Source organism: Enterococcus sp. DIV1094 (genome assembly GCF_017316305.2).
GTDB lineage: Bacteria > Bacillota > Bacilli > Lactobacillales > Enterococcaceae > Enterococcus_B > Enterococcus_B mangumiae.
This window is the reverse complement of the sequence record NZ_CP147250.1, coordinates 2,431,392-2,456,961: the sequence shown is the minus strand read 5'-3', so window position 1 is coordinate 2,456,961 and position 25,570 is coordinate 2,431,392. Positions and strand designations below refer to the sequence as shown.

The window sequence follows — 25,570 nt, the reverse complement described above, 5'->3', positions numbered from 1 at the left end:
ATAACATCCGTTTAACGAGAAGCAAATTCCTCATTCAATAATTCTTGCTTCACTTTTTCATTGGCTGCTAAAGCACGTTCGGCAATTGCTTCGTAACGAGACTTCTTATCACGGATACGTTCAGGCAATTCTGGGAACAATCCATAGTTTGCATTCATTGGTTGGAAATGTTTGCCTTCTGCATGGGTAATGTAGTACGCCATACTTCCCATCGCTGTTTCCTGCGGTAAAACGACAGGTTCCAGTCCTTTGGCTAGACGAGCAGCATTGATTCCTGCAAGTAAGCCACTTGCCGCACTTTCAACATAACCTTCTACACCGGTCATTTGTCCTGCGAAAAACAGATCCTCACGCTTTGTTGATTGGTAGGTCGGTTTCAATAGCTCTGGTGAGTTCATGAAACTATTTCGGTGCATTACACCGTAGCGTACGAACTCTGCATTCTCTAAACCCGGGATCATACGGAATACACGCTTTTGTTCGCCCCATTTCAAATGGGTTTGGAAACCTACGATATTGTAAAGAGAAGCGGCCGCATTGTCTTGTCTTAGCTGGATGACTGCGTAAGGTCTTTTGCCTGTTTTTGGATCTTCCAAGCCAACTGGTTTCATTGGACCAAACAACATTGTCTTAAAGCCGCGTTGCGCCATTACTTCGATTGGCATACAGCCTTCAAAATATTTTTCTTTTTCGAAGGATTTCAATTCTGCGACTTCAGCATTCACTAACGCGTCATGGAAAGCTTTGAATTCTTCTTCTGTCATTGGACAGTTCAAGTAAGCAGCTTCCCCTTTGTCATAACGTGATTTTAAATATACTTTGTCCATGTCGATCGTTGCTTTATCAACGATCGGTGCAGCAGCATCATAGAAATAAAAGCCGTCTGAGCCATTAAATGCTTTGATGCTTTCTGCTAAAGGATGAGAAGTCAAAGGTCCTGTAGCAACTACTGTGATCCCCTCTGGAATCTCAGTGATCTCTTCATTCACTACTGTGACTAGAGGATGCTCTTTGACCTTACGAGTGATCGTTTCAGAAAATGAATCACGGTCAACCGCTAACGCACCACCCGCAGGAACTGCTGTTTCATCGGCAGAATGGATGATCACTGAATCTAAGCGACGCATTTCTTCTTTTAATAAGCCAACTGCGTTCGCCAGACTATTCCCTCTCAAAGAATTTGAACAGACTAATTCAGCAAAATTATCTGTATGATGGGCTTCTGTCTTTTTCACTGGTCTCATTTCATATAACTTCACAGGTACACCTGCTTGAGCGATTTGCCATGCTGCTTCGCTTCCTGCTAGGCCTGCACCTACAACATTCACGTTTTCCAACTAAAAACCTCTTCTCATTTCTTTATTTTTGCACATCTTCTTCGTAATCACCATTCGTACAAACGACTTGTTTACCGCCTTTGACTTTTTTCTCGACTAGATAATGATCACATTTCGGACAATTTCTGCCGATTGGTTTTTCCCATGACGTGAATTCACATTCAGGGAAGCGAGAACAGCCATAGAAAAGACGATTTTTCTTAGATTTACGTTCGATAACTTGTCCTTCATGACAAACTGGACAAGTGACTCCGATCTCTTTAACGATCGGTTTGGTATTACGGCAATCCGGAAAATTACTACATGCATAGAATTTACCATACTTCCCTAATTTTATCACCATAGGATGCCCACACAAATCACAATCAAAGCCAGCTGGTTCATCTTTGATCTGGATTTTCTCGATTTTTTCTTCGGCATTCGATAATTCTTTTTCAAATGGTTTATAAAAACGATCGACGACTTCGATCCACTCTTCTTTTCCTTCTTCGACTTTATCCAAGTCATCTTCCATTTCAGCTGTGAAATGGATATCCACGATTTGCGGGAAGAATTCGCAGATCAACGAATTGACGATTTCTCCTAATTCGGTCGGTTCAAAACGTTTTTGTGTCAATTTCACATAATAACGTCGTTGGATCGTATCTAATGTTGGCGCATAAGTCGATGGACGACCTACCCCATTTTCTTCCAACGCACGGATCAATGTCGCTTCACTATAGCGTGCAGGTGGTTGAGTGAAATGTTGTTTCGGTTCGATATCGACCGATTGCACTGTATCGCCTTCTGCTAACTCTGGTAAAATATTTTCTTTGTCTTCTTTCCCATCATCGCGACCTTCAACATAGACTTGCATAAATCCTTTGAACTTGATCTTTGAGCCGTTCGCAATGAATCTGACATCGTTTTGTTCCAACGTCACTTTCATCGTATCTAAGACAGCTGGTGTCATTTGACTGGCAACAAAACGTGACCAGATCAACGTATACAATTTTAATTGGTCTTTATCCAAGTATTGTTTCAAGTCATCAGGTGTACGCAAAGCACTTGTCGGACGGACCGCTTCATGGGCATCTTGTGCGCCTTTAGAATTTGCTGCTTTACGTTCTGAATGACTCGAGAATTCTTTCCCATAAGTTTCTTCGATAAATGTTGCGACTTCCGCTTTTGCAGTGTCAGCGATCCGTGTGGAATCGGTACGCATATAAGTGATCAACCCGATTGTTCCTTGTTTACCGAGTGAGATTCCTTCATACAACTGTTGCGCGACCATCATCGTTTTACGTGTTCTGAAATTCAGTTTACGTGCCGCTTCTTGTTGCAGACTACTTGTCGTAAAAGGATTCGCTGGGTTTCGCTTGCGTTCTTTCTTTTCGACTTTTGTCACAGCAAACTCTTTGCCAGTGATACGGTCAGTCACTTCTTTTACAGTTTCAGCATCAGAAAGTTTTTTCTTTTTCCCGTCAACTCCCCAAAAGTTCGCTTTGAATTTCTTGCGTTCTTTCTTAAAGTTTCCGTCAATACTCCAATACTCTTCCGGTGTGAAATCACGGATTTCTTTTTCGCGTTCAATGATGATCTTCAATGCAATCGATTGAACCCGACCAGCACTCAATCCTTTTTTCACTTTACGCCATAAGATCGGACTAATCGAATAACCAACGATACGGTCAAGCGTTCGACGTGCTTGTTGCGCATCAACAAGATCCACATCGATCGAACGTGGCTCTTTAAATGCCGCCTTGACTGCATCCTTGGTGATTTCATTGAAGACAACCCGATTCTTATCGTTTAGATCCAAGCCTAATAAATAGGCCAAATGCCAAGCAATTGCTTCCCCTTCTCTATCCGGGTCACTTGCGAGGTAAACTTTTTGTGCTTTTTTTGCCGCTGCTTTGAGACTCTTTATTACATCGCCTTTACCTCGAATCGAGATATAATGCGGTTCATAATTATTTTCAAAATCGATCCCCATCTTACTCTTAGGTAAGTCACGAATATGTCCTACACTAGCCATTACTTTATAATTACGGCCAAGATATTTTTCAATCGTCTTGGCTTTTGCAGGTGATTCTACGATCACTAAATATTTATATGCCATTCCTGAATGGACTCCTTTCCATTTTCGGGTTCCTACTATATATATGCCACAAGGACTTTTTACAAATCGTAGCTTATCATATCCATTCAGAAAACGTTTGTCAAGGAAAGCAATAATAAATCAATCGTTATGATTCCAATTCATTCAGGATATCTTGGCCCGAAAATGTACATATTGCTCCATCTTGGATCAATTGGTGACAGCCAGTCGATTGTCCTGTCAAAATATTCCCAGGGATAGAAAAAATTGGTCGTCCGATTTCTAACCCTTGCTCTGCGGTAATCAGCGATCCGCTTTTTGCTCTTGCCTCAATCACGCAAATCCCTTGCGACAAAGCAGCAATCAGTCGGTTTCTCATTGGGAAATGAAATTTTTGAGGACGCGCATCTGGTAGAAACTCACTCAATAAAAGATGATTACGCGCAATCTCTCGTTGCAGTTGTTGGTTTTCTTTCGGATAACTCTGGTTGATCCCGGTACCGATCACTGCGATCGTCCTACCTGATCGACGCATCGTTACTTGATGCGCATAAGTATCCACGCCTTTTGCACAACCGCTAACGATCACATAGTGTTGATCGATCACTGGGGCAAGAACTTCTTCAACTATTTTTTTCGCGTACCCAGAAGTTTCTCTACCCCCAACAACAGCAATCATTTTTCGTTGCAACAACGAAAGGTCTCCTTGGTAAAACAAGATGATCGGAGGATTTGCCAAGTGAAGCAGTTGGGGAGGGTAAATCGGATCAAGAAAAGTTATGTACGGGTTCCCTCTTATTACTTGCCGCCACGTATCGTTGATCTGCTGCCAATTTTCATAAAATTGCTCTTTTGAACGATGGAAACGAACGACTGTCAGTATTTCATCGATCGAAAGCCACGCTTTCTTCTCCACCAATAGATGCTGGATTACAAGCCATTTTTGTGGTCCGCTCAGACCTTTGACCAGTGCTAATTTCGTAATAAATTCATTGTGAAAAATCATAAAGCGCCACCTTTTCTAATCTTTTTAATAAGATACGTGAAAAGCGGCGCATTGTTTATGATAAATATTGTTTGACTGGTGCAAAGCTTTTACGATGGATCGGTGTAATACCGTGTTGCGCTAATCCTAAGAGATGCTCTTTGGTACCGTAACCTGCATTTTTCGCAAAACCGTAGCCAGGGTATTGTTCCTCATATTCCTTCATCAATCGATCACGATAGACTTTCGCAATAATACTTGCAGCTGCGATCGAGATCGAGCGAGCATCCCCTTTGATCAGTTTATTTTGTGCAATCGGTAAATCTAACGTCATTGCATCGATCAATAAATACGTAGGTTGAGGGGTCAATTGTTTCACCGCTTCACACATCGCTAATTTACTTGCTTCGTAAATATTGACACGATCGATCGTCTGTTCATCGATCACACCGATACCGATCGAGAGAGCTTTTTCTTGGATCTGCTCGTACAATTCTTCCCGCTTTTTCTCCGAAAGTTGCTTTGAATCATTCAAACCATAGATTGAAACATCGTTAGGTAAAATAACTGCTGCGGAGACAACAGGACCAGCTAACGGACCTCTGCCGACTTCATCGATGCCAGCAATCAGTTGATGCCCTTGTGCGTACCCTTCTTTTTCATAGAAAGACATCGTTTCATATTTTTCTCGGATCAGTGCTTCTTTTGCCAAGCGCTTTTCAAAAGAGAGCAACGCTTGCTGCACACCTTTTCGCTCATCCAATCTTAGTTGAGTGACCACTGGATCATCTAAGGTTGTGATTTGTTTCAGTCTTTCTTTGATGCTTTGGATGGATTCACTCATGCGTAGTCTCTTCCATTTCCTCACAGCGATCCAAAGTATAGCGGCCTAGTTTTCCTTGGCGAATATCAAAGACCACTAGCTCGCTCCCACGGTCATAATCATCTCGATACCCTCTACGTTGCGTGATCGTCATCAAAAGTTCAGGTGCGATTTGTTGCTCTTCTTCTGGTGACAATCCATAACGTTCACTGATTTTATTTGGGTAATAACGGGCAAAGAAATCTAAACCGTAAATCGCTAGATCATCAAGATGGACCAATTGATCTTTGATCGCGCCAGTCAATGCTAATTTCTTCCCGATTTCCTCATCTTCAAACTTAGGCCATAAAATCCCCGGTGTATCTAAGAGTTCTAATTCACTACCTAAACGAAGCCATTGTTGCCCTTTCGTCACACCAGGTTTATTTCCTGTCTGCGCGATTTTTTTACCAACTAATCGATTCATCAAGGTCGATTTCCCTACATTGGGGATACCTAAAACCATCGCGCGGATCGCTCGAGGTTTGATCCCACGAGCTGCATCTCTTTCCCGCTTTTCTTTCAGTGCTTCTTTTGCAGCAGGAATCAACGCCTTGATTCCTTTACTTTCCTGTGCAGTGATTGCTAAGGCTTGATGTCCTTGTTTTCTAAAATATTGTTGCCATAATTTTGTTTGTTGTGGATCGGCTAAATCTGCTTTGTTCAACAGAACAAGTCTTGGTTTTTGTTGAATGATCTGGTCTAGCATTGGATTACGTGAAGATAAAGGCAAGCGTGCATCGACTAGTTCAAAAACGATATCGACATACTTCATTTTTTCTGAAACTTCACGTCTGGCTTTCGCCATATGCCCTGGAAACCATTGGATAGTCATTACTTTAAGGCCACTCCTTTCATATCAAGGTTTTAAGAGCGTTTTTCCCATAAATCCAAGTAACGTGTAACTGGGGAGAACGATGGATAACTTATCTTTTCCATAAAATAAAAAGATTATCCCTGAACAATCTCTTATAACCAAGTATCTTTCGCATTTTACCATAAATCAGTTAAATAGTGAATATCTGCCATCTTTCCCTTCATACAGCAAGCTTCCCCCTGATCGTTCGACTATTCCCACGATTCATCCTCAAGTAATCCGTAGAATCAACTATACTACGTTCTAAGCGCAGCTATGTTTTAAGGACTAGAACTTTTAAAAAAGAAAAAACACGTAGTTTCTTGTCTACGTGTTTCCAGCAATGTCATATATCTTTTTTTAAACGTCTTTCCATCCAAATATATAAGAGTTAGTTGCCGTTATCCACTCCATAGCCTCGATAAAGTCAAAAGGAGAAGGACACATTCCCTAGTTGAAACCCTAACGTTCAAATTTACTTTTTGCTGATCATTGGTTGCTCACAAAAGATAAGTTCCTTGATCTCTACCCCATCGGTTTCAAAAATCACGATTTCGTTTGATCCTTTTTTCAAAAATTCTTTTGGGCAGTACAAAGAATGGATCGGGCCATTTTGCCAGTACCGTCCTAGATTGATGCCATTGACGATCACTACACCTTTACCATAATCACTACAATCGATAAAAGTATCACTAAGGGTTTCCAACGCGAATTCAACCTGATAAAAAGAAGGTTGTGTGGCATTTTTATTTGCTGTGTAATCGATTTTTTGTAGTTGCTCTTCGGACAACGTCAACGCATATTGCAAATATCCTTGATGGAAATGGATATCGTGCATGATTCCACCACGTATGCCCTTTGCTTGCGTAGGACTATTTAATTTGAAGCCATAGTTTACCCGACCTAAGTTTTCCACTAAAACGTCCAGTTCAATCCACTCTGTCTCCGGCATACCATTGATCATCATTTCTTCGCCGAGCGTTTCTTGATATTGGATTGCTTGTAGCCTGCCGTCAACGAAAATATGCAAACGATCACCGGCGTCAACGACTTTTAATTTGTTTTCATGATGATAGTTTTTGATACTGGCTGAATAAAGTATGTAGCCATAGCCAGTACCTGCTTCTTCCATCGTTAATGGATATATCGTCTCTTGTGGTGTCATGATCTGATCTTTGATTGCGAGTAACGATACACTGTTGGTCACTGGATAAGTTCCTAATGTACCGAAAACCTTCTTGCGAGGCTCAGCTTGCCATACTTCAGGACAGACTTCTTTAATCGCTCTTTGCACATGGAAATATTTCTCAGTTGGCTCACCAGCTTCGGTCAATAACGCATCATAGTCATAACTTGTTATTTGCGGCAAATCAAGAACCCCACGAGCGGAACAACCATTGTAAAAACCAAAGTTAGTTCCTCCATGAAACATATAAAGATTCAAAGAACCTAACGTCAACATCTCTTTGACTTCATTCGCTAGCTCTTGCCCGTCACGCTTGATGATCGGTTCGCCCCAACGATTGAACCAGCCATCCCAGTATTCCATGCACATTATTGGCCAATTTTTCTCATGCTTTGCCATAAATGCTTTCATCACTGCAACATTTTCTTTGGAATGACTCCCAAAATTTCCAGTCACGAATACATCCTCTTCAATCAATGTACCCGCATCCAATGCTTCTTCCCATGCCCCGTCTGAGGTAAATAACGGAACATCGATCCCAAACTCTTCCATCAATTGCTTAGTTTGGCGCAAGTATTCTTTTTCCATCCCATAAGAACCGTACTCATTTTCGACTTGCATCATGATGACTGGTCCACCATGAGTCACCTGTAGAGGTACTAATTTGGGCAAAAGTACACTGAAATAGGTGCGTACTTTTGCCATGAAATGTGGATCAGTCGAGCGTAATCGTCTTTTTTCTTTCAAGAGCCATGCTGGTAACCCACCGAATTCCCATTCGGCACAAATGTAGACGGATGGTCTTAGGATGACCATCAAGCCCAGTTCTTGTGCCAATGACACAAAAGCAACGATATCTTTCATCCCCTCAAAATCATAGACCCCTTCGATCGGTTCATGTAAATTCCAAGGAATATAGGTTTCTACCGTGTTCGCACCGAGAGCTTTCAAATTGTATAAACTGTCTTCCCACTGTTCCGGTGTCATTCGAAAATAGTGGATCGCTCCACTGATCAATTTTACTGGTTTTCCATCTAATAAAAACTCTTCTTGTATCTCAAACATTTGCATATTTACTTCTTTCTGGTCAAAATTTCCATTTTTTAATTTAAAAAGTTACTTTTTCACTTGGGTGATTTGTTTATTTATCAAGTAACTAAAATTATACCGCTTCCTTATCCGCCATTTTGACAAATGGTAAATAGATCAGAGTAGCTAAAGTTAAGTTTACAAGTGATAAGACAATGGCTCGCCAATCAAAACCGGTTGAAAAGAAGCCATATAAAACAGGGGGCATGACCCACGTGACATTCTGTGTCACTGGAGAAACCCAGCCTAGATCAGTTGCTAAATATGCCACACTAGACATTACAGCTGGACAAAGAATGAAAGGAATAAACAAAAGTGGATTCAATACTGTAGGTAGTCCATACATCACTGGTTCCCCAATATTGAACAGACATGGAGCAACGCCTAATTTAGCCACTTCTTTGTAATGACCATTTTTTGAGAACCAAAAAATAGCGATCAACAAACCTAACGTCGCATACCAAACATACGAACCATATGAGGCACTTGTCCAAACATATGGAATTGGTTCATTGTTTTGGAAAGCTTCTAAGTTAGCTAGCAAAGCGACGCCAAAAACGCCCTCCATGATCGGTGCCATCACATTTCCACCGTGAATACCAAAAAACCAGAAAAATTGCGTCAATACAGCGACTAACACTACAGCAAAGAAGCTTTGCGATAAACCTAACAATGGCGTTTGTAACACTCTATAGATCCAATCGATCAGTAACGAGCCAGTGATTTGGCTGAAGAAATAAGTGATAACACCAACTATATATAAAGAAACAAGAGCCGGAATGATCGATAAAAAAGGTTTGGCAATCGCAGGAGGAACTGTCTCTGGTAATTTTATCGTCCAATTTTTCCCCATTAATTTACAGAAAACAATCGAAGAAAGAAAACCTACGATTATCGCTGTAAAGTATCCATTTGAATTGATTTGCGCACCAGGCAGTAAACCTGTGATCGTCACATTCAAGTTATTTCCTGTTACTGTTATGCCATCGATTCCTTTAAATAGACTTGAAAGATCAGCATTCCCAGTATTCGTTAGACTATAAGTTGAAGTCATAGAATTTCCAATCGAAATAATAAAGGCCGATAAAGCAACTAAACCAGAAGATAATGTATCGATATTGTATATTTTCGCAATATTTACACCTAAACAATAAATAAAGAGTAAAGCAACAACTGAGATACTTCCTTTAAAAACTAAACTATTGATATCCACCCACCATTGGAACATCGCTGTGATATTTTCTAAATTGAATTGACTAGGAATGTCAACTAAAAATGCATTGATCAGTATAGCAATCGAACCTGTCATTACTACAGGCATCGTTCCTATAAAAGAATCTCTAAGCGCAACTAAAAATCGTTGGTTACCAATTTTAGTCGCAATGGGTAAAATTTTATTCTGAATCCCATCCATTATTTTACTACTCACTCTATTCACCACTTTCAAAAATATAAAAAAACATATTGGAAGCGCTATCCATGAAAAGAGTATACATTCGAATTGAACTTTTGAACATGATATTTTATACTTAAAACATGGAATTTTCTTCATAAATGATAATTTAAAGGATGGAAGTAATGGAAGATTTTTGGTACCATAGTCAATCAATTGCAACCCCTATTTCGCTCTCTCAATGCGGATATGAATCTTACCAAGCAAACTCTACTGTTCGCAGGTATACTGTTCAGCAAAAATGGATATTTCATTATGTCTTATCTGGCAAAGGTTTCTTAGAAGTAGATGGACAACATTATGAACTAAAAAAAAATAATGTTTTCTTCTTTTTCCAAGGACAAAAAGTGAGATATTATACAGATAAAGCACAGCCATGGACACTGATTTGGTTAGGTGTTCAAGGAGAAAAAATTTTTGATTTTCTAGACGAAACAACACTCGTAAATAAGCATACCGCAACCTTAACTGATGATATGACGAGCAATATAAAAAAAATCATGCTAGAGATCATACAAGATAACAGAGAACAGATCGATGAATCTGAGTCTTTAAAAGAGCTTCGAAATACAGCCGCTTTATATGATTTTTTGTACCGGATCAAAAAGACTTTTTTACTACCTTCTTTAAACACAAATAGACCTACTGAGGTTAATATTGTTGATTACATAAATAATCATTATATGGACAATATTTCCCCGCTAAACATCGCTGAACATTTTAATATAAGTTATAGCCAATTGTACAAATTATGTATGTCTAAATTTCATTCGAGCCCTAAAAAAATAATCACTAACCACAGAATGAGAGTCTCTGTCGATCTACTACTCGATTCTGATGCAACCATCAAAGAAATCGCGCACAGGATTGGCTACAAAGATGAGTTTTTGTTTTCAAAAACTTTTTCCAAAAACATGGGTTACTGTCCTTCCAAATTCAGAAAACTAGATAAAGAGCAATTGAAAAATATCCGATTTAAGTAAACGTGATTTCTAAACGACTTCAACCAGGCGGCACCCACCAATATTCGTGGATGTCGCCTGGTTACTCGAGTATGCTTCTTCAAGCAAGTTCATCTTTTATTTTCTTTGTAACTCTTTTAAAATCTTTTCCTCATTTTCTAGCAACCAATGAATATCTTGTTCATATTTTTTGGTATGCCCATCTTGAATATTTGTTTGAAAATTTGCTTCGCCACTTTCGGCTGCATAAGTAATGAACGCAATCATATAAGCGAGGCGTTTGACCATCGTAGGAATCAAGTCTGGATAGGCAGATTCATGAAGGCCATAAGCTTCAATAAATTTTTTCAACCGAAGACAAGCTTCGTCCGTGATCAGGGTTTCTTGTGCCGACTCCAAAGGTACCCAACGATAGGCACCATAGCTCACATCCCAAATTCTTGAACCGGGAGCTATTGTGTCAAAATCAATGATACCAATGGCTAGACCATTTTCTGTTGTCACATTATATGGAGCAAAGTCATTATGGCACATCACCTCAGGCTCCCCGAATGACTGGAGCATCCATTTTTCTTCCCCGCTCAAAAAAGCAAGATAGGCTTGATTTTGATCGTGAAAATTTCTTAGCAATCGCCCTGCGGAACAAATAGCAGCATCCGTCAACAGTTGTGGTGGTAACGGATAGTCATAGACCTCACCAGCCAGATAAGAAACCACTTCATTTCCTTGTTCATCATAGCCATACGGTTCTGGGACATAATCTACACCTTTTTCTCTCAGATACCTTAAAAACTTTTGAACATCCTCTGACCAAACTTTTTTTGGACGAATCACATGCTCTTCTTGGATAACTACACCGTCACGTCCTTTTGGTTTCTTTTCGATCATCTGAATCCTCACTTTCAGCTCTTTTAATCAGTTTACCATATTGATTCCCCTATATATTTGAAAAACATGCGAATGGACGATGGTTTTTCAAATGATCTCTCATTTGTTATAATCATTTTAAGAAATCGTTTACATTAAAACGAAAGAAGCTGACTCTTCTATGCAACGACTGAGTTAATTTCTGAAGATCTCTCTACTTAATAAATAAAAAAAGGAGAAAGTATATGCTTAATTACGAAAACTTTGATAAAGAAACTCAACCTACAGAAGCTGAAATCAAGGAATTTACCGATCCCGAGCTTTTTTCGAAACTAAATGAGTACCTGACTGAAGGATATAAGATCAAACCCAAGTATGCTTACTCAAACTGTAGAATGGACAAAAATATTTGGCGAGGTTGGAATATCAAATACCGCAAACATGGTAAAATACTTTGCACCATTTACCCTCAAGCAGGATACCTTTTGGTTCTGATCCCTGGCCGTTCCTTTGAAGTTCGTGATGAGAAAGTTTTGGAAGAAGCAAAACTGGCAGTCATTCAGCGTTATGAGGAAATAAGCACAAAATGATCCTATCCTGACATCGACCAAAAAACTCTGCATAATCTAAAAAAGCAAGTTTCGTGCAGTGATTGAATCAGCGATCACTTCACGAAGCTTGCTTTTCTAACTAAATTTTTTCACTAGTACTTGATATTTTTTCTATTGTGCATGATTGATATTGACTTTTTTTACTCTTGTAAAATTGCTAAGGTCGATCTCAACAAGACCGTCGTGATCGACTCCATGCTTGCTGATCTCAGAATTTTGCATTTTATAAATATCCAAGTTAACTTCTCCCAATTGCTCACTACCATCTACGTAATAACCTGCATAGTGATTTTCATCCGGTAAATCAAAGACGATCGATAATTTTTTATCTGATAGATTGATCTCTTTAATATCTTTTTTGTTGAAAAGCACCACTTCACCAGATGTAGTCGTCTTTGCTTGAGCCCATTCGATTTTTGGTTGATTCGTCACAAAATACAAAATCCCCATTGCCAAAAAGATCGCAAAACAAGTTGATATACCGACCACCATTTTCTTCAGTCGTCGTTTCTGTTTCAGCTCCGATTCGACTGCTTCCTCAATTGCATCTGTATTCTCTAGTAGTTCATCTAAAGAAACAGCTAAAAGTGCCGATATTTCTACTAAGGTATGTATATCTGGATAGTTTCTACCTATTTCCCAATTTGAGATCGCTGATCGACTGACATTCAATTTTTTTGCCAAATCTTCTTGAGTGATCCCTAACTGTTTTCTTTTTTCTTTTAAGATTTTTCCAAACTCCATTTCATCTCCTCCTTCACTCTATCTAACATTTAACCATTTAATAAAAAAACTTGAAAGATATTTCTAGTGTCTAGTATGATCTTTCGAAAAAATCGGATGCCACAATCTGTGACACACGTTAAAATAAGGTTTTTCTGGTTGAAATCTAGCAGTTTGACGCTTATCATTTAGTAGTAAACGTTTACCAAAAAATAACAGTAAGGAGAATTTATGAGAAAACTATTCTTGACACTAATGCCTCTTTTATTTTTTTACGGATCAATGATAGGCCCCTCTGTTTCTGCCAATGAATTAGTGAGTCCACCAGAAAACGTCGAAATGCAAACGGAGGTCATGTTGTACAATTTGACTCCTGGGCTTACAAGAGGTACCAGTTTACCAACAGCCAATTGGAATGTCGCGTCATCAGGTAGAAATACGATGTCTGGCACTTATAGTGGCGGATATTACCTTTATTCTAACTACAATATCTTAGGTAAGAATACGTATAATTATTACTTCCATAACCAAGGTCGTGGAACATTGGAAATTCGAATGAGAAACTCAGTGAACCATGCGGTCTTAAAAACACACTTTGTTTCCTCTGGTTCTACAATCACTAGTAGCCTAAATATGACGGACCGAAATTCAAGATTCTACTACGAATTTTACAGCACAGTTGATTATGTTTTTTCTGGATATGTCCAGTAAGAAAAGAGTCTCTTCCCCAAGCTGAATCTTTTGACAACGCTTACTTATTGGCGCATGATAGAGGAAAATTGAAAGGAGCTGTATCAAATGGACACAATGGTTTTAGTCAATTTCCCTGTACATGATGTTAGTCGATCAGTCGAATTTTACACTAAACTTGGATTCAAGCAAAACAAAGAATTTTCAACTGAGGATGCTAGTGCAATGGTTTGGAATGACACATTTTGGATCATGCTCTTGACACATGACTTTTACAAAAAATTCTTGAAAGATAAAGATATCGCAGATACAAAGAAAACAAGTGGCGCACTGATTGCTTTTAGCTTAGCTAATGCCGCTGAAGTCAAACGTTTTGGTGAAATCGCAAAAGAAAATGGTGGTAGCTACCATACAGTTGATATGGGGATGCCTGAGGAAGAAATGTTCTCCCTCGAAGTCCAAGATCCCGATGGAAACACGTTGGAACCAATGTGGATGAATATGTAAAAAAGAAGAAACATCTCCAATAAGCGACATATTGGGGATGTTTCTTCTCTTTTTTATCTGATCCATTTGATTTCATGTAATGGATAATAAACAAATCTGGCTTTGCCTAAAATATCCTCTCGTGCGATTGTCCCAAACGAGCGGCTGTCTTTTGAGACTCGACGGTTGTCTCCTAGAACGAAATAGCTATCTTCTGATAATTCAGTGTAACCTGTCAATTCTTCCAATGTGAAATCCGTGGTATAAGGCGCGCTCTCATGATCTGAGCGGATGTTTTTGCTTAAATAGGGTTCTTCGATTGGTTGTCCATCGATTTTTAGTTGATCGTTCTCATAACTAATCGTTTCTCCGGGTAGACCAATGACCCTTTTGATATAGATCGTTCCATCAGCTAGTTGGAAAACAACAACATCAAATCGTCGGATTTCTGAGAACTTTTCCATGACAACCATGTCTCCTTGTTTAAGGACATTCTCCATTGAGTTTCCTTCCACTGGTACTGGGATCAGAATAAATCCACGCAAAATAAAGGCAATCACTATGGAACAAAGTAAAAATTTGAAAAATAACCAAAAACGGTCAATATAACGTTGCTTTTTTGTCAAAGCTAATCAATCCATCCCTCGTAAAATCTAAACCTATTAGTAGTATTATATAAAATAAATACAGAAAAAGCGAATGGTTCAATAGCCATTCACAAACTAGTATAAAAAAAGACAGACAAAAGCCCCCATTTATGGAAATGTTTGGGCTCAATCAAAATATCTTTTTTCCAATGTTTTGATCGAGCCAAATTGGTTTCCAAAGCAGGACTTGTCTGCCTCACCACATCCATTTGATCGCTTAGTTCGTATGTTCAGCTACTAAGCAGGATGGTTATTTTCTAAATAATGATCCCAAGCGGTATCAAAGATATCCATAGAGGGTAAATAGTCAACATTCATTTCTAAATAATCAGAGATTTCTTCATAACTTGTACTGTGTTTGGGAAACTGGATGTCCTTGCCCGCTTCTGTCGCAAAAGTCGATAGTGCATCCGTCGGTTTTCCGCCACGAAGAGTCATCAGATAGTGATAGAAGCTACGATTCATTCGTTCCCCTCCCAGTTGGCAGCAATAAATGCCGCCCGACGTGCATGATTACGCTCAAAATTTTCTGGATTTTTTTTGTAGTAATCTTGATGTTCTTCTTCTGCTAAATAAAACGTCTCAGCTGGTTCGATCGTTGTCACGATCGGGTCAATAAAACGACCACTTTCAGCAAGTTGTTGCTTGCTTTGTTCAGCTTTTTGTCGTTGTTCTTCTGTGGTATAAAAAATCACAGGGCGATAATTGTCGCCACGGTCTTCAAATTGACCAAACGCATCTGTCGGATCTGTTTGTTGCCAATAAAGTTCAAGCAATTCTTCGTATGAGATCAATGCTGGATCATACAAGATCTCAACTGCTTCGGTGTGTCCTGTTGTTTTAGCTTTCACTTGTTCGTATGTTGGATTTGGCACATTCCCTCCAGTGTATCCAGACATGATCGTATGGATGCCAGGTAATGTATCAAAAGGTTGGATCATACACCAAAAACAACCTCCTGCAAATATTGCTCGTTCCATGCTGATTCCTCCTTTAAAATAAAGATTTCGCTTAATTGGTACTTGATTCAGTTGTTTCTTCTGTCGTTGAGGAATCTTTTGGTAAATACAAACTAAATCGGATATCATCATTCACTAAGTCGATTTTATCCGCTTTGATATACATTCCGTTTTGCATACGGAATTGATCTAAGCGCAACATGATCGTTAAGTCTTCCGTATTGATCTCGATCCATTCAGGTAGTTTGTAATTTCGTTTGATCATATTCATCACATCTCTGATTGGTAAATTCAACGTACCGATCGATAAGCTTTTTGCTTTTAACTGAACATTGCCATTTTCCATTACATAAGGATCAAAATACAAGTAAAAATCAATCGGAAATCCTAACACTTCAAATGTTCCATTAAGTAATGCTTCATTTTCTAAATAAAATTTGTACTTGATATCTTGCCCTTCTTGAAAATCGGTCAAGAAAAAGCTGATGAGTTGATTGACTTTTTCTTTTTGTGTATTGATTGTTAATACTGGATCGCCTTGTCTTTCCGTGATCGCTGGCACTTCTGGCAAATCAGGTTCGCGATTGGCAAAGATCCGTGTACCTAAAAATATCGTTGAACCGATAATAACGCCTAATAAGATCAAAAATGCGTATTTCCAATAGTTACGCTTTTTTGGTGTTTCAACTGTCGTACTGCGTTTATCCATCCTTGTTTCCTCCCTTGACCAGCCATTTTTCATGCGTTTCGATCAATTGATCTCTTACGGCATTAGCCATCAATTGATAACCTAAGTTATTAGGATGAAAATGATCTTCTTCATATAATACATTATTTCTAGTCCCGCTAGAGCTATCACTTGAAGTTGTCTGATCAGAAGCTTCGGTGATACCAACCTCTTGATTCAACCCTTGATACAGTAAATCATTAATGGGGATAAAATAGCTATTCGCGGACTCATCTACTACTTGTTGTGTCCCTTCATTCCAATTATCCACGATCGTTTGCATGTCCGTGATCTCAGGGAAATTCAAATAAAAAGGATTGTAGATCCCTAAAATATAGATCGGTACTTGTTTATTCAATGAACGGATCTCTTCAATGATTTCTTTGACATTTTCTTGATACTTCTTGATTGGTTTATCGAATGAGTCAATACTGATACCAAAAAGATTGTTTTGGATCACTTTCATTAAATCATTCCCACCAACAGTCAAAGTAATGATATCTGCTGTTTCGATATTGCTTTTTATCTCTTCATTTTTTTTCAGTCTTTTTAAAATTTGATCGCTTCGTTCTCCATTTACCCCGTAGTTTTCAATTTCAATGGCTGTCAAACCATATCTGTCTTTGATATCATTTGCGACTAACGGAACAAAACCACCTTGTTTCGTTTGGTCACCTACGCCTTCTGTCAACGAATCGCCGATAGCGACATAGTGTAGCTTGTCTTTTTGATTCGATTCAGAAGTCACAGATGATGCCGGCTTTAACAAAGGCTGAGCTTTGGGCACACTCAAAGATAGTCCGACAAACAGAAAAACTGCGGTCAATAAAGGAATCAAAACGATCATCAATCGTTGATTGTTTCGTTTCATTCTTTCACCTCTAGACCATGATTGTTACTTATATTACCAAAAATTCGATTAAAAAAATAGCCCTTTTCTGAAAAAAGAAAGAGCTTGTTTCTCATTTGCCAAAGGAAGCGCAGTCTGTTAAATCTTTCAGTTGCCTCTTCCTTTTCATATACTGTTATCGCTCGGACAAATTAGAAAATACAGATCATTAAAAAACAAAATTGTCTGTCTTTTAATGATCTGTCCCTTTATGCTTTTTTACCTTCCATCAATCAACGTAATACATGATTGCGAAAGCATTTTCCCCTGTATGGGTAGCAATCACTGGATTTGTATGCAATACGGGGATATCCATATCGGGGAACAATTCTTTCAATCCCTCTTCGAATTCACGTGCAAGCTCTTTTGCTCCTGCGTGAGAGATACCGATTTGGCGAACGTTTGGCAAAGCCTTCAGTTCTTTTTTCAAGCTTTCGAACCACTTGTCGAAAGTCTTTTTCCCACGACCTTTTGTCACAGGAATCAACTCTGAATGAGCAAAATTCATTACGACACGAATATTCAACATACTTGATAATAACCCAGTTGCACGACTGATACGTCCACCTTTCACCAAGTTATCCAATGTAGAAATACCGATATAAAGCTTTGTATTATTTTTGATCTTCTCGATTTCAGCAAGAATCTCTTCCGCTGACTTTCCTTCTTTTGCCATTTCAGCCGCGCGGATCACTTGGAATGATAATCCTTGGTCTGTCGTGTCACTATCGATGACTGTTACTTTTGTTTTTGTTAAGTTGCTCGCTTGTCTTGCTGCTTCAACCGTTCCACTTAGACCTTTAGTCATATGGATAGAGATCACTTCACTCCCGTCTTGACCTAATTCGTCATAAGTTGAGATAAATTCTCCGATCGGCGGTTGGCTTGTTTTAGGCAATGCCTTTGACTTCGCCATCATTTCCATAAATTTCTCTCCGCCTAATTGATCGTCATCAGGATATACAACACCATCGATCATTATTGATAATGGCATAACATGGATGTTCAAATGATCTCGTACTGCTTTTTCCATTGTACAAGAAGAATCTGTTACTATTTTTACGTTTGTCATTATTTCACACTCTTTCTTTCACAAAGTGCCTATCATTTTTCAGGCAGGTCCTCTTCCAGTATACCAAAGAACTTCTGTTTTTTCATCAAATTCGATAAGGTTGTGACAGAAGTAGGCAGCTGTGAGAAATAACCGTGCGAAACCAAAAATCAACCTTCTTTTTAGTCGAATGAAAAAAGCGGCAGCAACCTAGATGAATGAAAATCTTTCTCGGTTGCTGCCGCTTATATCGATAAATGCGAGGAGATGCTACATCTCTTCAGCTGCGTGTTCTTCTTTTCGTTTATACGTCTCGAACTGATGCGCATAACTATTTTTTTCGTCGATTTCTCCCGGACTGATGTTGATCAATGACCAAGCTTCCCAGTCAACGGCAGGAAAATACGTATCTCCTTCGAAAGAATGATGGATCACTGTCCGATATAAAATCGTGCAGTATGGTAAGAATTCTTCATAGATTGCTGATCCTCCAGCAACGAATAAAATCCCATCTGCTTCTTTTTCATACGCTAATACTTCATTGACATCATGCATCACTTGTACGCCCTCAGCTGTAAATTCACGGTCCCTAGTCAAAACAATCGTTTTACGATTGGGTAATGGTCTACCGCCCATCCCCATAAATGTTTTTCGTCCCATGATCAATACATTCGCTTCGGTCATTTGCTTAAAAAATTTTAAATCATTCGGCAAATGCCATGGAAGTTTGTCTTCTTTTCCAATCAGACCATTTTCATCCTGTGCCCAGATTGCAGCGAACATCTTCTCATCCTTTCTTAGACCGCGATAGGTGCCTTGATTGAAGGATGCGGCTCATATCCTTCAACTTTGATATCATCCATTTCAAAATCGAACACAGAATCCTTTTCTGTATTCAATACAAGTGTCGGAAACGAACGAACTTCTCGAGATAATTGCTCTTTCATTTGTTCTACATGATTTGAATAAAGATGAGCATCCCCTAAAGTATGGATAAATTCACCGACTTCTAACCCAGTTTCATGCGCAATCAGATGTGTCAGTAAAGCATAACTAGCAATATTGAACGGCACACCTAAAAATACATCACCACTGCGTTGGTACAATTGACAGCTCAATTTGTTGTCATTCACATAAAACTGGAACATCGTGTGACAAGGCGGTAAAGCCATCGTTGGCACATCTTCTGGATTCCAAGCTGAAACGATCAATCTTCTTGAATCAGGTGTTTTCTTGATTGCTTCGATCACTTCTTTGATTTGATCGATGAAACTGCCTTCTTTCGTTTCCCAATGGCGCCATTGATACCCGTAAATATGACCAAGATCACCATATTTCGCTGCAAAATCTTCATCTTCGACGATTTTTTCACAAAACTTCTTGCTTTCTTCCTGATACACTTTATTGAATTCTGGATCAGACAAACTGCGATGACCAAAATCTGTCATGTCTGGACCTTGATAGTCCTCGCTTTTGATATAGCGCTCAAATGCCCATTCATCCCAGATATGGTTATTATTTTGTAAAAGATAGCGGATATTCGTATCTCCTTTTAAAAACCATAACAGTTCACTTTTGATCAAGCCAAAAGGAACACGTTTTGTCGTTAATAAAGGGAAGCCCTTTTGAAGGTCAAACCGCATTTGATAACCAAATAAACTCAATGTTCCAGTCCCCGTACGATCACCTTTTACATGTCCTTCAGATAACAACTTTTCACCTAGTTCAAGATATGCTTGCTCCATCTTATGCCCTCCTAATTATCTGCCCATTCACTTAAATATTCCCAACGTGACATTTTTTCTTCTAGCATTTCCTCAGTTGTGGTCACTTCTTTTTGTAACTCTTGCAAACGTGTGAAATCATCACCTTGATGGTTCATTTCTTCTTGTAATTCATCCAAACGATTTTCTAGTTCTGCAATATCATCTTCGATCGTTGCCCATTCTTTTTGTTCCATATAAGAAAGTTTTTTCTTTGGCTCAGATTTTTTTTCTTCGGTCTTCACTTTGACTTTTTCCGGTTGCGCTTGTTGGTCTTCTTTACGTTTGACTAAGTAGCTCGACATGTCGCCATAGTAAAGCTCTTGTTTGCCATCCCCTTGAAAGACTAGTAGTTTATCAACTACCTTATCCAAGAAATAACGGTCATGGGAAACAGTGATCACTGCCCCTGGGAAGGTACGGAAATAATCTTCCAAAATCGTCAAGGTGGCAATATCTAAATCATTTGTCGGTTCATCTAGCAACAAAACATTCGGTTGCTGGATCAATAATTTGAGTAAATACAAGCGGCGTTTTTCTCCACCTGATAGCTTCCGGATCAATGTCCCGTGCATGAATCTAGGGAACAAGAAGCGCTCCAATAGTTCAGCAACACCAATTTGCGTCCCATCAGCTGTCTGGACTTCTTCTGCCGCTTCTTGTAAATAAGCGATCATCCGTTTATCTGGAGACATTTTTTCATTTTCTTGCGTATAGTAGGCTAATCGCACCGTTTCACCGATCGAATAGCTGCCACTATCTAAAGATAATTTTCCTGCTAAGATATTCAACAGCGTTGATTTTCCTGCGCCGTTTTCTCCAGTGATCCCTAACCGTTCGCGCGATTGGATCAATAAATCTAAGTGTTGGAGCAATGGTTTTCCCTCGATCGAATAGGAACCATCCTTGATCTCGATCACTTTTTTCCCTAAACGCTGTGTGGCGATATTTAATTCAATATCTGTGTCATGATTGACTTGATATAAGTTCTCTTTTAAGTCTTCAAAGCGATTGATACGTGCTTGCTGTTTCGTGCCGCGAGCTTGTACACCCGCACGCATCCAAGAAAGCTCTTGCTTATATAACCGTTTACGCTTTTCTTCTTGTTCAACTTCGACACGGTCTCGCTCGGCTTTTTCTATAAGGTAGGCTTCGTAATTGCCTTTGTATTCATAAAGATTTCCAAAAGCAAGTTCGAAGATCCGATTCGTCACACGATCTAAGAAATAACGATCATGGGTCACCATCAATAAGGCCCCACGATATTGTTTCAAATACGATTCCAACCATTCGATCGCTGCATAATCTAAGTGGTTCGTCGGCTCATCAAGTAACAAAAGATCCGGTTCATCGATTAAGACTTGTGCTAAGCTAACACGCTTTTTTTGCCCACCCGAAAGCTCTCCGATTTTCTTTTCTAATTGGTTGATCCCTAATTTTTGTAAAATGATCTTGGCATTCGTATCCGTTGTCCAAGCATCGTCTTTATTCATTCGCTCTTCTGCCAATGCGTATCGTCTTTGGACTGCTTCATCATCACCATTTTCGGCTAATGCAATCAACGCTTCCTCATAGAGTCGCACGGTTTGGATCAATGGGCTCTTGCCCTGAAAAACAGCTTGTAGGACCGTATCATCTTCTGAAAAAGAATCGGTTTGCGACAAATATCCGATACGGTAATCATTTGGATAAAAAACAGTCTGTTGATCACCATCTCCACTGTCAAGTCCAGCAATAATATTCAAAAGACTTGTTTTACCAGTTCCGTTGGTGCCAATCAAACCAATACGATCATGTTCATGGATCAAAAAGGAAATCTGATTGAATAACTCTTTTTCTCCATATGTTTTTTTGAGGTCAGTTATTTTTAGCTCTTTCACCAGTACTCCCCCTTATCTTGGATATTGTAACATAAATCAATTGGATAAAAGATAATTTTTTTTTTCGATTATTCTATTTTTTGATTTAGTCGGAGACATTCGTCCTCTCTCCCTATTTAAAACCCAATAAACTAGATTACAGACGCGCCCAGTTCAACCCTTTTTCTGTCACATTTTCAGCAAAAAAAGAGGCGCTGTGTTTTGTCACAGCTTCCTCTCTTGATCTTGTTTTAATTGAAGTTTTTTGGCTTTCGCTTGAAAAGCAAATCGGAATGAAAAACGTTCTGTTGGCTGATTCATGGTATAAGACTCCAACAGATTGATATTTCTTCTGTACTCATTCGCAGAAAAAGTCGTGATCGTTTCTGCTACTTCATACTCATCAATCACTTTTCTTTCTAAATAATAGCCTCTTAACAGTTTTTTCGTAAATAACCGATCTTGTTGGATCATCCAAGTGGAAATCAAGTTGCCACTCATCATCCGAATGCCTTGAGCTTTTCTTTGTTCGATAAAGAACCCAATCATCGTATCATCGTACACGTCCGTAAGATTCTCTAAACTTTCGATGATCAATTGTGTATTCTTTTGATACGTCTCTCGGATTTCTTGAATATCTTTTTCTGAGATCATCGTTTGCCGATCGGTTTGACGTCTTTGCCAAAACATCTTAGGATGAAGAACGATACGCATCAATCTGCGTACAACAATGAACCAAAAACCAATGAACGACAATATTTGGCTCGTGATCGAATGCTCGAAATTTGCAAGAAATCTTGAATAAAAACGATAACCGTTGGAAGACAGCTTACCAGAACGATAACGTTCATCCAACCCATCTCGTTCAATGGATAAAATCAATGCTTGGATTTCTTGTACTTCTTGTTTCTCGTCCCCACTTAAATCAGATAAATAAAGTTCACTGATTCTTTCCTGATAGGTCTCAATCACTGCTTCTATCGCTAAATATTCTTTTGATCCTGGTTCTTCCACTTCTTTTTCGACACGTAATGTTTCAATGACTTCTTCTAAGATCATCAATGCTTTTAAGTCAGTCGTTGCTGCTTCTTCTGTTTCAGTCAACATCGGCAACACGATGATCCCAATGATCAATGTCACTAAAATAACTCCCGCAGTTAAAAACAAGAGCAATGAACGTTGATTAAATGCCATTTGATTGATCGTGAATGGCAAAATGAAAATAGTTGCTAAACTGACTGTTCCTTTTACCCCGCCAAAGGTTAAAATCAAGACTTCATTCAATTGTTTTTTGAAGCTTTTAAAGCCGCCTTTGAACATGTAAAACAAACTGATCGAAACAAAGCGAATCACGAACAGCATGATCGAGATCAATAAGATGATCATCAACAACAAGTGATTCGGATATAAGCCATCTCCCCAAACTGGCGTAAAGACTTGTGTTAGTTCGATTCCTAAAAAGATAAATACCAGCGCATTCAATGTGAAGGCGATCGTTGTCCAGGTACTATTTGACAACGTTGATAACTCCGCATCAAACACCGATATTTTTTTGAATCCTGAGGCTTGCAATACCCCTGCAACCACTGCTGCAATAATTCCTGAAACATGAAAGACTTCGGCTAAAACATACGCTAAGAAAGGTAACAACAATTCAATCAATAAGTAACCAGTCACGTCGCGTGCAGAAGCCTTCTCGATCAAACCAATGATCTTTCTTTTCACCCATACAAGTAAAAAGCCGACGACTGCCCCGCCAATACTTGATAAGATCAATGTCACGCCTGCATTTACCGCAGAAAACGATCCCGTGATCAAAGCAGCTAAAGCAAATTGGAAGGCTGTTACACCAGAAGCATCATTCAGTAACCCTTCACCTTCTAAAATATGCATCGCTTTTTTCGGAATGTTCACGCGCGTAGAGAGCGAACTGACTGCGACCGCATCTGTCGGACCTAACGCCGCACCAAAAGCAAAACAAGCGGCTAAAGGAACACTCGGTAACAGAAAGGACAACGTTGCTCCAACGCCAATCAAAGTCAAAATCACGCCACCAAAAGCTAGAAATAATATCGTATCGAAATTTTTCAAGATCGAAGCGATATCTGCTTTTTCTCCTTCTCTAAAAAGTAAGGGTGCGATAATCATCACTAAAAATAACTCGGGTTCAAAATTAATGGATTCACCCCATTCGGTCAATCCTAAGACCACGCCAAGAAATATTTGGATCAGTGGTGCAGGGATCATCGGCAAGATACGACTTGCTATATTGGATAGCGTGATCGTGACTGCAAAGACAATCACTAACTCTGCAAATTCCATGCTTGATCCCCTTTATTTTTTATTTTGTGCAAGAACTTTCAAATATTGCTCTTTTTTCTTTAAAATTTTACTTTCTACAACTTCAGCTTGAGTCACTCGTCCATCTAACTCACATTGCACACGTTTTGACTCCAAACGTAACAAGTCATGTTTCAAACGTTCCAATTGACGATACATCAAAATATTTCTTTTACGCAATTTACACAAGATTTGACGACGATCTTCCATTGAAAAAGAACCATAATGATCTACCAACCGTTTTTTTTGTTCTTCAAAACTTTCTCTCATTTTCAAGATCTCCTATATTCAAACTGCACCAATTATAGCAAAATGTTTTTAGAATGCAACTAAAAACTTCCTACCTTTACGATTACTTATTGGTTTTGATTCCAGAAGCTCATTCTAGTCCAATCACCATAAAATATCAATTGTAATTTTAAAAAAATAGAAGAAAAGCACGTACAAAACCTATTCAAAAGTTTTGTACGTGCTATTTTTATTGATGAGCGATCCTATTCGAAATACTCACCGTAAACATCGTCAACACGTTGTTCCGGGTTGATCACAATATATAGGTTACCAGTTTTTTCACTGATTTTTGTTGATTGGTATTGGTTATCTAATCCCTCTGTTCCTTTGTCCAAGTAAGGGAAGTATACAAGGTCAGGTGTACCATTGCGATACAAGATTTCCATACGTTCGATATCTTCATATTTCAATGCGCGATTGAACATACCCATTTCCAAACCACCTAGATTGATATCATGAGTAGCTACTGAATCGCCTTCATGGAAAATCTCGATTTTAAAGCCTGCACATGGATGGATCTCGATAAATTCGCTCCCATTGATACGGCCAAAACTTGTTGTGATTTGTTTGATCCAAAGGTCGCCGATATGACGACGATTGATTGTCCATGTTTCGCCGTTACGGAAATAAAATTTTAGCGCTGTCATTTCTTTGCTCATTAAAAAAATCTCCTTTTTTGACGCATTATATTCTGTTCCATTACTAGTTTAGCATAAAACAACAAGAGTGGTCATCTCTCATGTTTGCTTTTCTGCATGCTTTTTTGATAACAATCCTCATCTAAAAGAAAAGGAGGGCATGGGGAAACATCTTGAATAAAAGAAAGATGCTTCTATAGATAACTTCCATGTCCCCTC

At 39.0% G+C, this 25,570-nt stretch carries 25 protein-coding genes; 4 read left to right on the top strand and 21 right to left on the bottom strand.

Features of this window, described 5'->3' with window-relative positions; genetic code table 11:
- Positions 1-11 precede the first annotated feature (11 nt).
- The 7 genes from trmFO to DOK79_RS11695 all read right to left on the bottom strand — a co-directional run bounded on the left by trmFO (position 12) and on the right by DOK79_RS11695 (position 9,809).
- Positions 12-1,337, bottom strand: coding sequence for an FADH(2)-oxidizing methylenetetrahydrofolate--tRNA-(uracil(54)-C(5))-methyltransferase TrmFO (gene trmFO, locus DOK79_RS11725; RefSeq protein ID WP_206857484.1), 1,326 nt, complete (start codon positions 1,335-1,337; stop codon positions 12-14).
- Between the two features lie 22 nt (positions 1,338-1,359).
- Complete coding sequence (gene topA, locus DOK79_RS11720; protein ID WP_206857486.1) at positions 1,360-3,438, bottom strand: type I DNA topoisomerase; 2,079 nt, start codon at positions 3,436-3,438, stop codon at positions 1,360-1,362.
- A gap of 127 nt (positions 3,439-3,565) precedes the next feature.
- Positions 3,566-4,423 carry a DNA-processing protein DprA gene (dprA, locus tag DOK79_RS11715; RefSeq protein WP_206857500.1) on the bottom strand — a complete coding sequence of 286 codons (858 nt, stop codon included), beginning with the start codon at positions 4,421-4,423 and terminating at the stop codon, positions 3,566-3,568.
- Positions 4,424-4,478: 55 nt separating this feature from the next.
- Positions 4,479-5,246 (bottom strand): ribonuclease HII, encoded by a 768-nt coding sequence (locus tag DOK79_RS11710; RefSeq protein ID WP_206857502.1) that lies wholly within the window; start codon positions 5,244-5,246, stop codon positions 4,479-4,481.
- Entirely contained in the window at positions 5,239-6,099 is an 861-nt protein-coding gene (gene ylqF / locus DOK79_RS11705; RefSeq protein WP_206857504.1) for a ribosome biogenesis GTPase YlqF, read from the bottom strand. The genes DOK79_RS11710 and ylqF overlap by 8 nt, the downstream gene beginning before the upstream one ends.
- Positions 6,100-6,595: 496 nt before the next feature.
- Positions 6,596-8,377 carry a glycoside hydrolase family 35 protein gene (locus tag DOK79_RS11700; protein WP_206857506.1) on the bottom strand — a complete coding sequence of 594 codons (1,782 nt, stop codon included), beginning with the start codon at positions 8,375-8,377 and terminating at the stop codon, positions 6,596-6,598.
- 91 nt (positions 8,378-8,468) lie between these two features.
- Positions 8,469-9,809 carry a PTS sugar transporter subunit IIC gene (locus tag DOK79_RS11695; RefSeq protein WP_206857576.1) on the bottom strand — a complete coding sequence of 447 codons (1,341 nt, stop codon included), beginning with the start codon at positions 9,807-9,809 and terminating at the stop codon, positions 8,469-8,471.
- A gap of 164 nt (positions 9,810-9,973) precedes the next feature.
- Between DOK79_RS11695 and DOK79_RS11690 the strand changes: the two genes are divergently transcribed.
- The gene (locus DOK79_RS11690; protein ID WP_206857515.1) at positions 9,974-10,831 is read left to right on the top strand and encodes an AraC family transcriptional regulator; all 858 of its coding nucleotides are present in this window, start codon (positions 9,974-9,976) and stop codon (positions 10,829-10,831) included.
- A 96-nt stretch (positions 10,832-10,927) separates the two neighbouring features.
- On the opposite strand, the gene DOK79_RS11685 is transcribed toward DOK79_RS11690, so the two are convergent.
- Positions 10,928-11,698 (bottom strand): aminoglycoside phosphotransferase family protein, encoded by a 771-nt coding sequence (locus DOK79_RS11685; protein ID WP_206857524.1) that lies wholly within the window; start codon positions 11,696-11,698, stop codon positions 10,928-10,930.
- 224 nt (positions 11,699-11,922) lie between these two features.
- On the opposite strand from DOK79_RS11685, the gene DOK79_RS11680 reads away from it, so the two are divergent.
- Positions 11,923-12,267: a DUF3788 family protein gene (locus DOK79_RS11680; protein WP_206857526.1), complete on the top strand. Its 345-nt coding sequence runs from the start codon at positions 11,923-11,925 to the stop codon at positions 12,265-12,267.
- 132 nt (positions 12,268-12,399) lie between these two features.
- Here DOK79_RS11680 and DOK79_RS11675 read toward each other — a convergent pair whose 3' ends face one another.
- Entirely contained in the window at positions 12,400-13,032 is a 633-nt protein-coding gene (locus tag DOK79_RS11675; protein WP_206857528.1) for a helix-turn-helix domain-containing protein, read from the bottom strand.
- 210 nt (positions 13,033-13,242) lie between these two features.
- Between DOK79_RS11675 and DOK79_RS11670 the strand changes: the two genes are divergently transcribed.
- Together DOK79_RS11670 and DOK79_RS11665 are read left to right on the top strand one after the other, a co-directional pair.
- The gene (locus DOK79_RS11670) at positions 13,243-13,722 is read left to right on the top strand and encodes a hypothetical protein (RefSeq protein WP_206857530.1); all 480 of its coding nucleotides are present in this window, start codon (positions 13,243-13,245) and stop codon (positions 13,720-13,722) included.
- A gap of 87 nt (positions 13,723-13,809) precedes the next feature.
- Positions 13,810-14,208 (top strand): VOC family protein, encoded by a 399-nt coding sequence (locus DOK79_RS11665; RefSeq protein WP_206857541.1) that lies wholly within the window; start codon positions 13,810-13,812, stop codon positions 14,206-14,208.
- A gap of 53 nt (positions 14,209-14,261) precedes the next feature.
- On the opposite strand, the gene lepB is transcribed toward DOK79_RS11665, so the two are convergent.
- The 12 genes from lepB to DOK79_RS11605 all read right to left on the bottom strand — a co-directional run bounded on the left by lepB (position 14,262) and on the right by DOK79_RS11605 (position 25,372).
- A complete protein-coding gene (gene lepB / locus DOK79_RS11660) occupies positions 14,262-14,813 on the bottom strand; it encodes a signal peptidase I (protein ID WP_206857543.1) in 552 nt (183 codons plus the stop codon).
- Between the two features lie 258 nt (positions 14,814-15,071).
- Positions 15,072-15,299 carry a YozE family protein gene (locus DOK79_RS11655; RefSeq protein ID WP_206857545.1) on the bottom strand — a complete coding sequence of 76 codons (228 nt, stop codon included), beginning with the start codon at positions 15,297-15,299 and terminating at the stop codon, positions 15,072-15,074.
- Complete coding sequence (gene msrA, locus DOK79_RS11650; RefSeq protein ID WP_206857547.1) at positions 15,296-15,814, bottom strand: peptide-methionine (S)-S-oxide reductase MsrA; 519 nt, start codon at positions 15,812-15,814, stop codon at positions 15,296-15,298. The genes DOK79_RS11655 and msrA overlap by 4 nt, the downstream gene beginning before the upstream one ends.
- A gap of 31 nt (positions 15,815-15,845) precedes the next feature.
- Positions 15,846-16,502 carry a YpmS family protein gene (locus DOK79_RS11645; protein ID WP_206857548.1) on the bottom strand — a complete coding sequence of 219 codons (657 nt, stop codon included), beginning with the start codon at positions 16,500-16,502 and terminating at the stop codon, positions 15,846-15,848.
- The gene (locus DOK79_RS11640; RefSeq protein WP_206857550.1) at positions 16,495-17,391 is read right to left on the bottom strand and encodes an SGNH/GDSL hydrolase family protein; all 897 of its coding nucleotides are present in this window, start codon (positions 17,389-17,391) and stop codon (positions 16,495-16,497) included. Before DOK79_RS11640 ends, DOK79_RS11645 begins: the two co-directional genes overlap by 8 nt.
- A 247-nt stretch (positions 17,392-17,638) precedes the next feature.
- Positions 17,639-18,481, bottom strand: a complete 843-nt coding sequence (locus DOK79_RS11635) for a DegV family protein (RefSeq protein WP_206857552.1) — start codon at positions 18,479-18,481, stop codon at positions 17,639-17,641.
- Between the two features lie 249 nt (positions 18,482-18,730).
- Positions 18,731-19,243 (bottom strand): dihydrofolate reductase, encoded by a 513-nt coding sequence (locus DOK79_RS11630; RefSeq protein ID WP_206857555.1) that lies wholly within the window; start codon positions 19,241-19,243, stop codon positions 18,731-18,733.
- Positions 19,244-19,257: 14 nt separating this feature from the next.
- Entirely contained in the window at positions 19,258-20,205 is a 948-nt protein-coding gene (locus tag DOK79_RS11625; protein WP_206857557.1) for a thymidylate synthase, read from the bottom strand.
- A gap of 11 nt (positions 20,206-20,216) precedes the next feature.
- Entirely contained in the window at positions 20,217-22,103 is a 1,887-nt protein-coding gene (locus DOK79_RS11620) for an ABC-F family ATP-binding cassette domain-containing protein (RefSeq protein WP_339092129.1), read from the bottom strand.
- A 204-nt stretch (positions 22,104-22,307) separates the two neighbouring features.
- Complete coding sequence (locus DOK79_RS11615) at positions 22,308-24,404, bottom strand: cation:proton antiporter (RefSeq protein ID WP_206857566.1); 2,097 nt, start codon at positions 24,402-24,404, stop codon at positions 22,308-22,310.
- A gap of 12 nt (positions 24,405-24,416) precedes the next feature.
- Positions 24,417-24,692, bottom strand: coding sequence for a hypothetical protein (locus DOK79_RS11610; RefSeq protein WP_206857568.1), 276 nt, complete (start codon positions 24,690-24,692; stop codon positions 24,417-24,419).
- A gap of 224 nt (positions 24,693-24,916) precedes the next feature.
- Positions 24,917-25,372 (bottom strand): hypothetical protein, encoded by a 456-nt coding sequence (locus tag DOK79_RS11605; protein ID WP_010735761.1) that lies wholly within the window; start codon positions 25,370-25,372, stop codon positions 24,917-24,919.
- Positions 25,373-25,570: the final 198 nt, after the last annotated feature.

What these genes read in the sequence shown, in the direction of transcription:
- ylqF (WP_206857504.1), bottom strand. Translation starts at nt 6,099, where the DNA reads ATGACTATCCAATGGTTTCCAGGGCATATGGCGAAAGCCAGACGTGAA.
- dprA (WP_206857500.1), bottom strand. Translation starts at nt 4,423, where the DNA reads ATGATTTTTCACAATGAATTTATTACGAAATTAGCACTGGTCAAAGGT.
- DOK79_RS11675 (WP_206857528.1), bottom strand. Translation starts at nt 13,032, where the DNA reads ATGGAGTTTGGAAAAATCTTAAAAGAAAAAAGAAAACAGTTAGGGATC.
- DOK79_RS11680 (WP_206857526.1), top strand. Translation starts at nt 11,923, where the DNA reads ATGCTTAATTACGAAAACTTTGATAAAGAAACTCAACCTACAGAAGCT.
- DOK79_RS11710 (WP_206857502.1), bottom strand. Translation starts at nt 5,246, where the DNA reads ATGAGTGAATCCATCCAAAGCATCAAAGAAAGACTGAAACAAATCACA.
- DOK79_RS11605 (WP_010735761.1), bottom strand. Translation starts at nt 25,372, where the DNA reads ATGAGCAAAGAAATGACAGCGCTAAAATTTTATTTCCGTAACGGCGAA.
- DOK79_RS11665 (WP_206857541.1), top strand. Translation starts at nt 13,810, where the DNA reads ATGGACACAATGGTTTTAGTCAATTTCCCTGTACATGATGTTAGTCGA.
- DOK79_RS11670 (WP_206857530.1), top strand. Translation starts at nt 13,243, where the DNA reads ATGAGAAAACTATTCTTGACACTAATGCCTCTTTTATTTTTTTACGGA.
- DOK79_RS11615 (WP_206857566.1), bottom strand. Translation starts at nt 24,404, where the DNA reads ATGGAATTTGCAGAGTTAGTGATTGTCTTTGCAGTCACGATCACGCTA.
- DOK79_RS11685 (WP_206857524.1), bottom strand. Translation starts at nt 11,698, where the DNA reads ATGATCGAAAAGAAACCAAAAGGACGTGACGGTGTAGTTATCCAAGAA.
- DOK79_RS11610 (WP_206857568.1), bottom strand. Translation starts at nt 24,692, where the DNA reads ATGAGAGAAAGTTTTGAAGAACAAAAAAAACGGTTGGTAGATCATTAT.
- DOK79_RS11700 (WP_206857506.1), bottom strand. Translation starts at nt 8,377, where the DNA reads ATGCAAATGTTTGAGATACAAGAAGAGTTTTTATTAGATGGAAAACCA.
- DOK79_RS11690 (WP_206857515.1), top strand. Translation starts at nt 9,974, where the DNA reads ATGGAAGATTTTTGGTACCATAGTCAATCAATTGCAACCCCTATTTCG.
- DOK79_RS11635 (WP_206857552.1), bottom strand. Translation starts at nt 18,481, where the DNA reads ATGACAAACGTAAAAATAGTAACAGATTCTTCTTGTACAATGGAAAAA.
- msrA (WP_206857547.1), bottom strand. Translation starts at nt 15,814, where the DNA reads ATGGAACGAGCAATATTTGCAGGAGGTTGTTTTTGGTGTATGATCCAA.
- DOK79_RS11655 (WP_206857545.1), bottom strand. Translation starts at nt 15,299, where the DNA reads ATGAATCGTAGCTTCTATCACTATCTGATGACTCTTCGTGGCGGAAAA.
- DOK79_RS11630 (WP_206857555.1), bottom strand. Translation starts at nt 19,243, where the DNA reads ATGTTCGCTGCAATCTGGGCACAGGATGAAAATGGTCTGATTGGAAAA.
- DOK79_RS11625 (WP_206857557.1), bottom strand. Translation starts at nt 20,205, where the DNA reads ATGGAGCAAGCATATCTTGAACTAGGTGAAAAGTTGTTATCTGAAGGA.
- DOK79_RS11640 (WP_206857550.1), bottom strand. Translation starts at nt 17,391, where the DNA reads ATGAAACGAAACAATCAACGATTGATGATCGTTTTGATTCCTTTATTG.
- DOK79_RS11645 (WP_206857548.1), bottom strand. Translation starts at nt 16,502, where the DNA reads ATGGATAAACGCAGTACGACAGTTGAAACACCAAAAAAGCGTAACTAT.
- topA (WP_206857486.1), bottom strand. Translation starts at nt 3,438, where the DNA reads ATGGCATATAAATATTTAGTGATCGTAGAATCACCTGCAAAAGCCAAG.
- DOK79_RS11695 (WP_206857576.1), bottom strand. Translation starts at nt 9,809, where the DNA reads ATGGATGGGATTCAGAATAAAATTTTACCCATTGCGACTAAAATTGGT.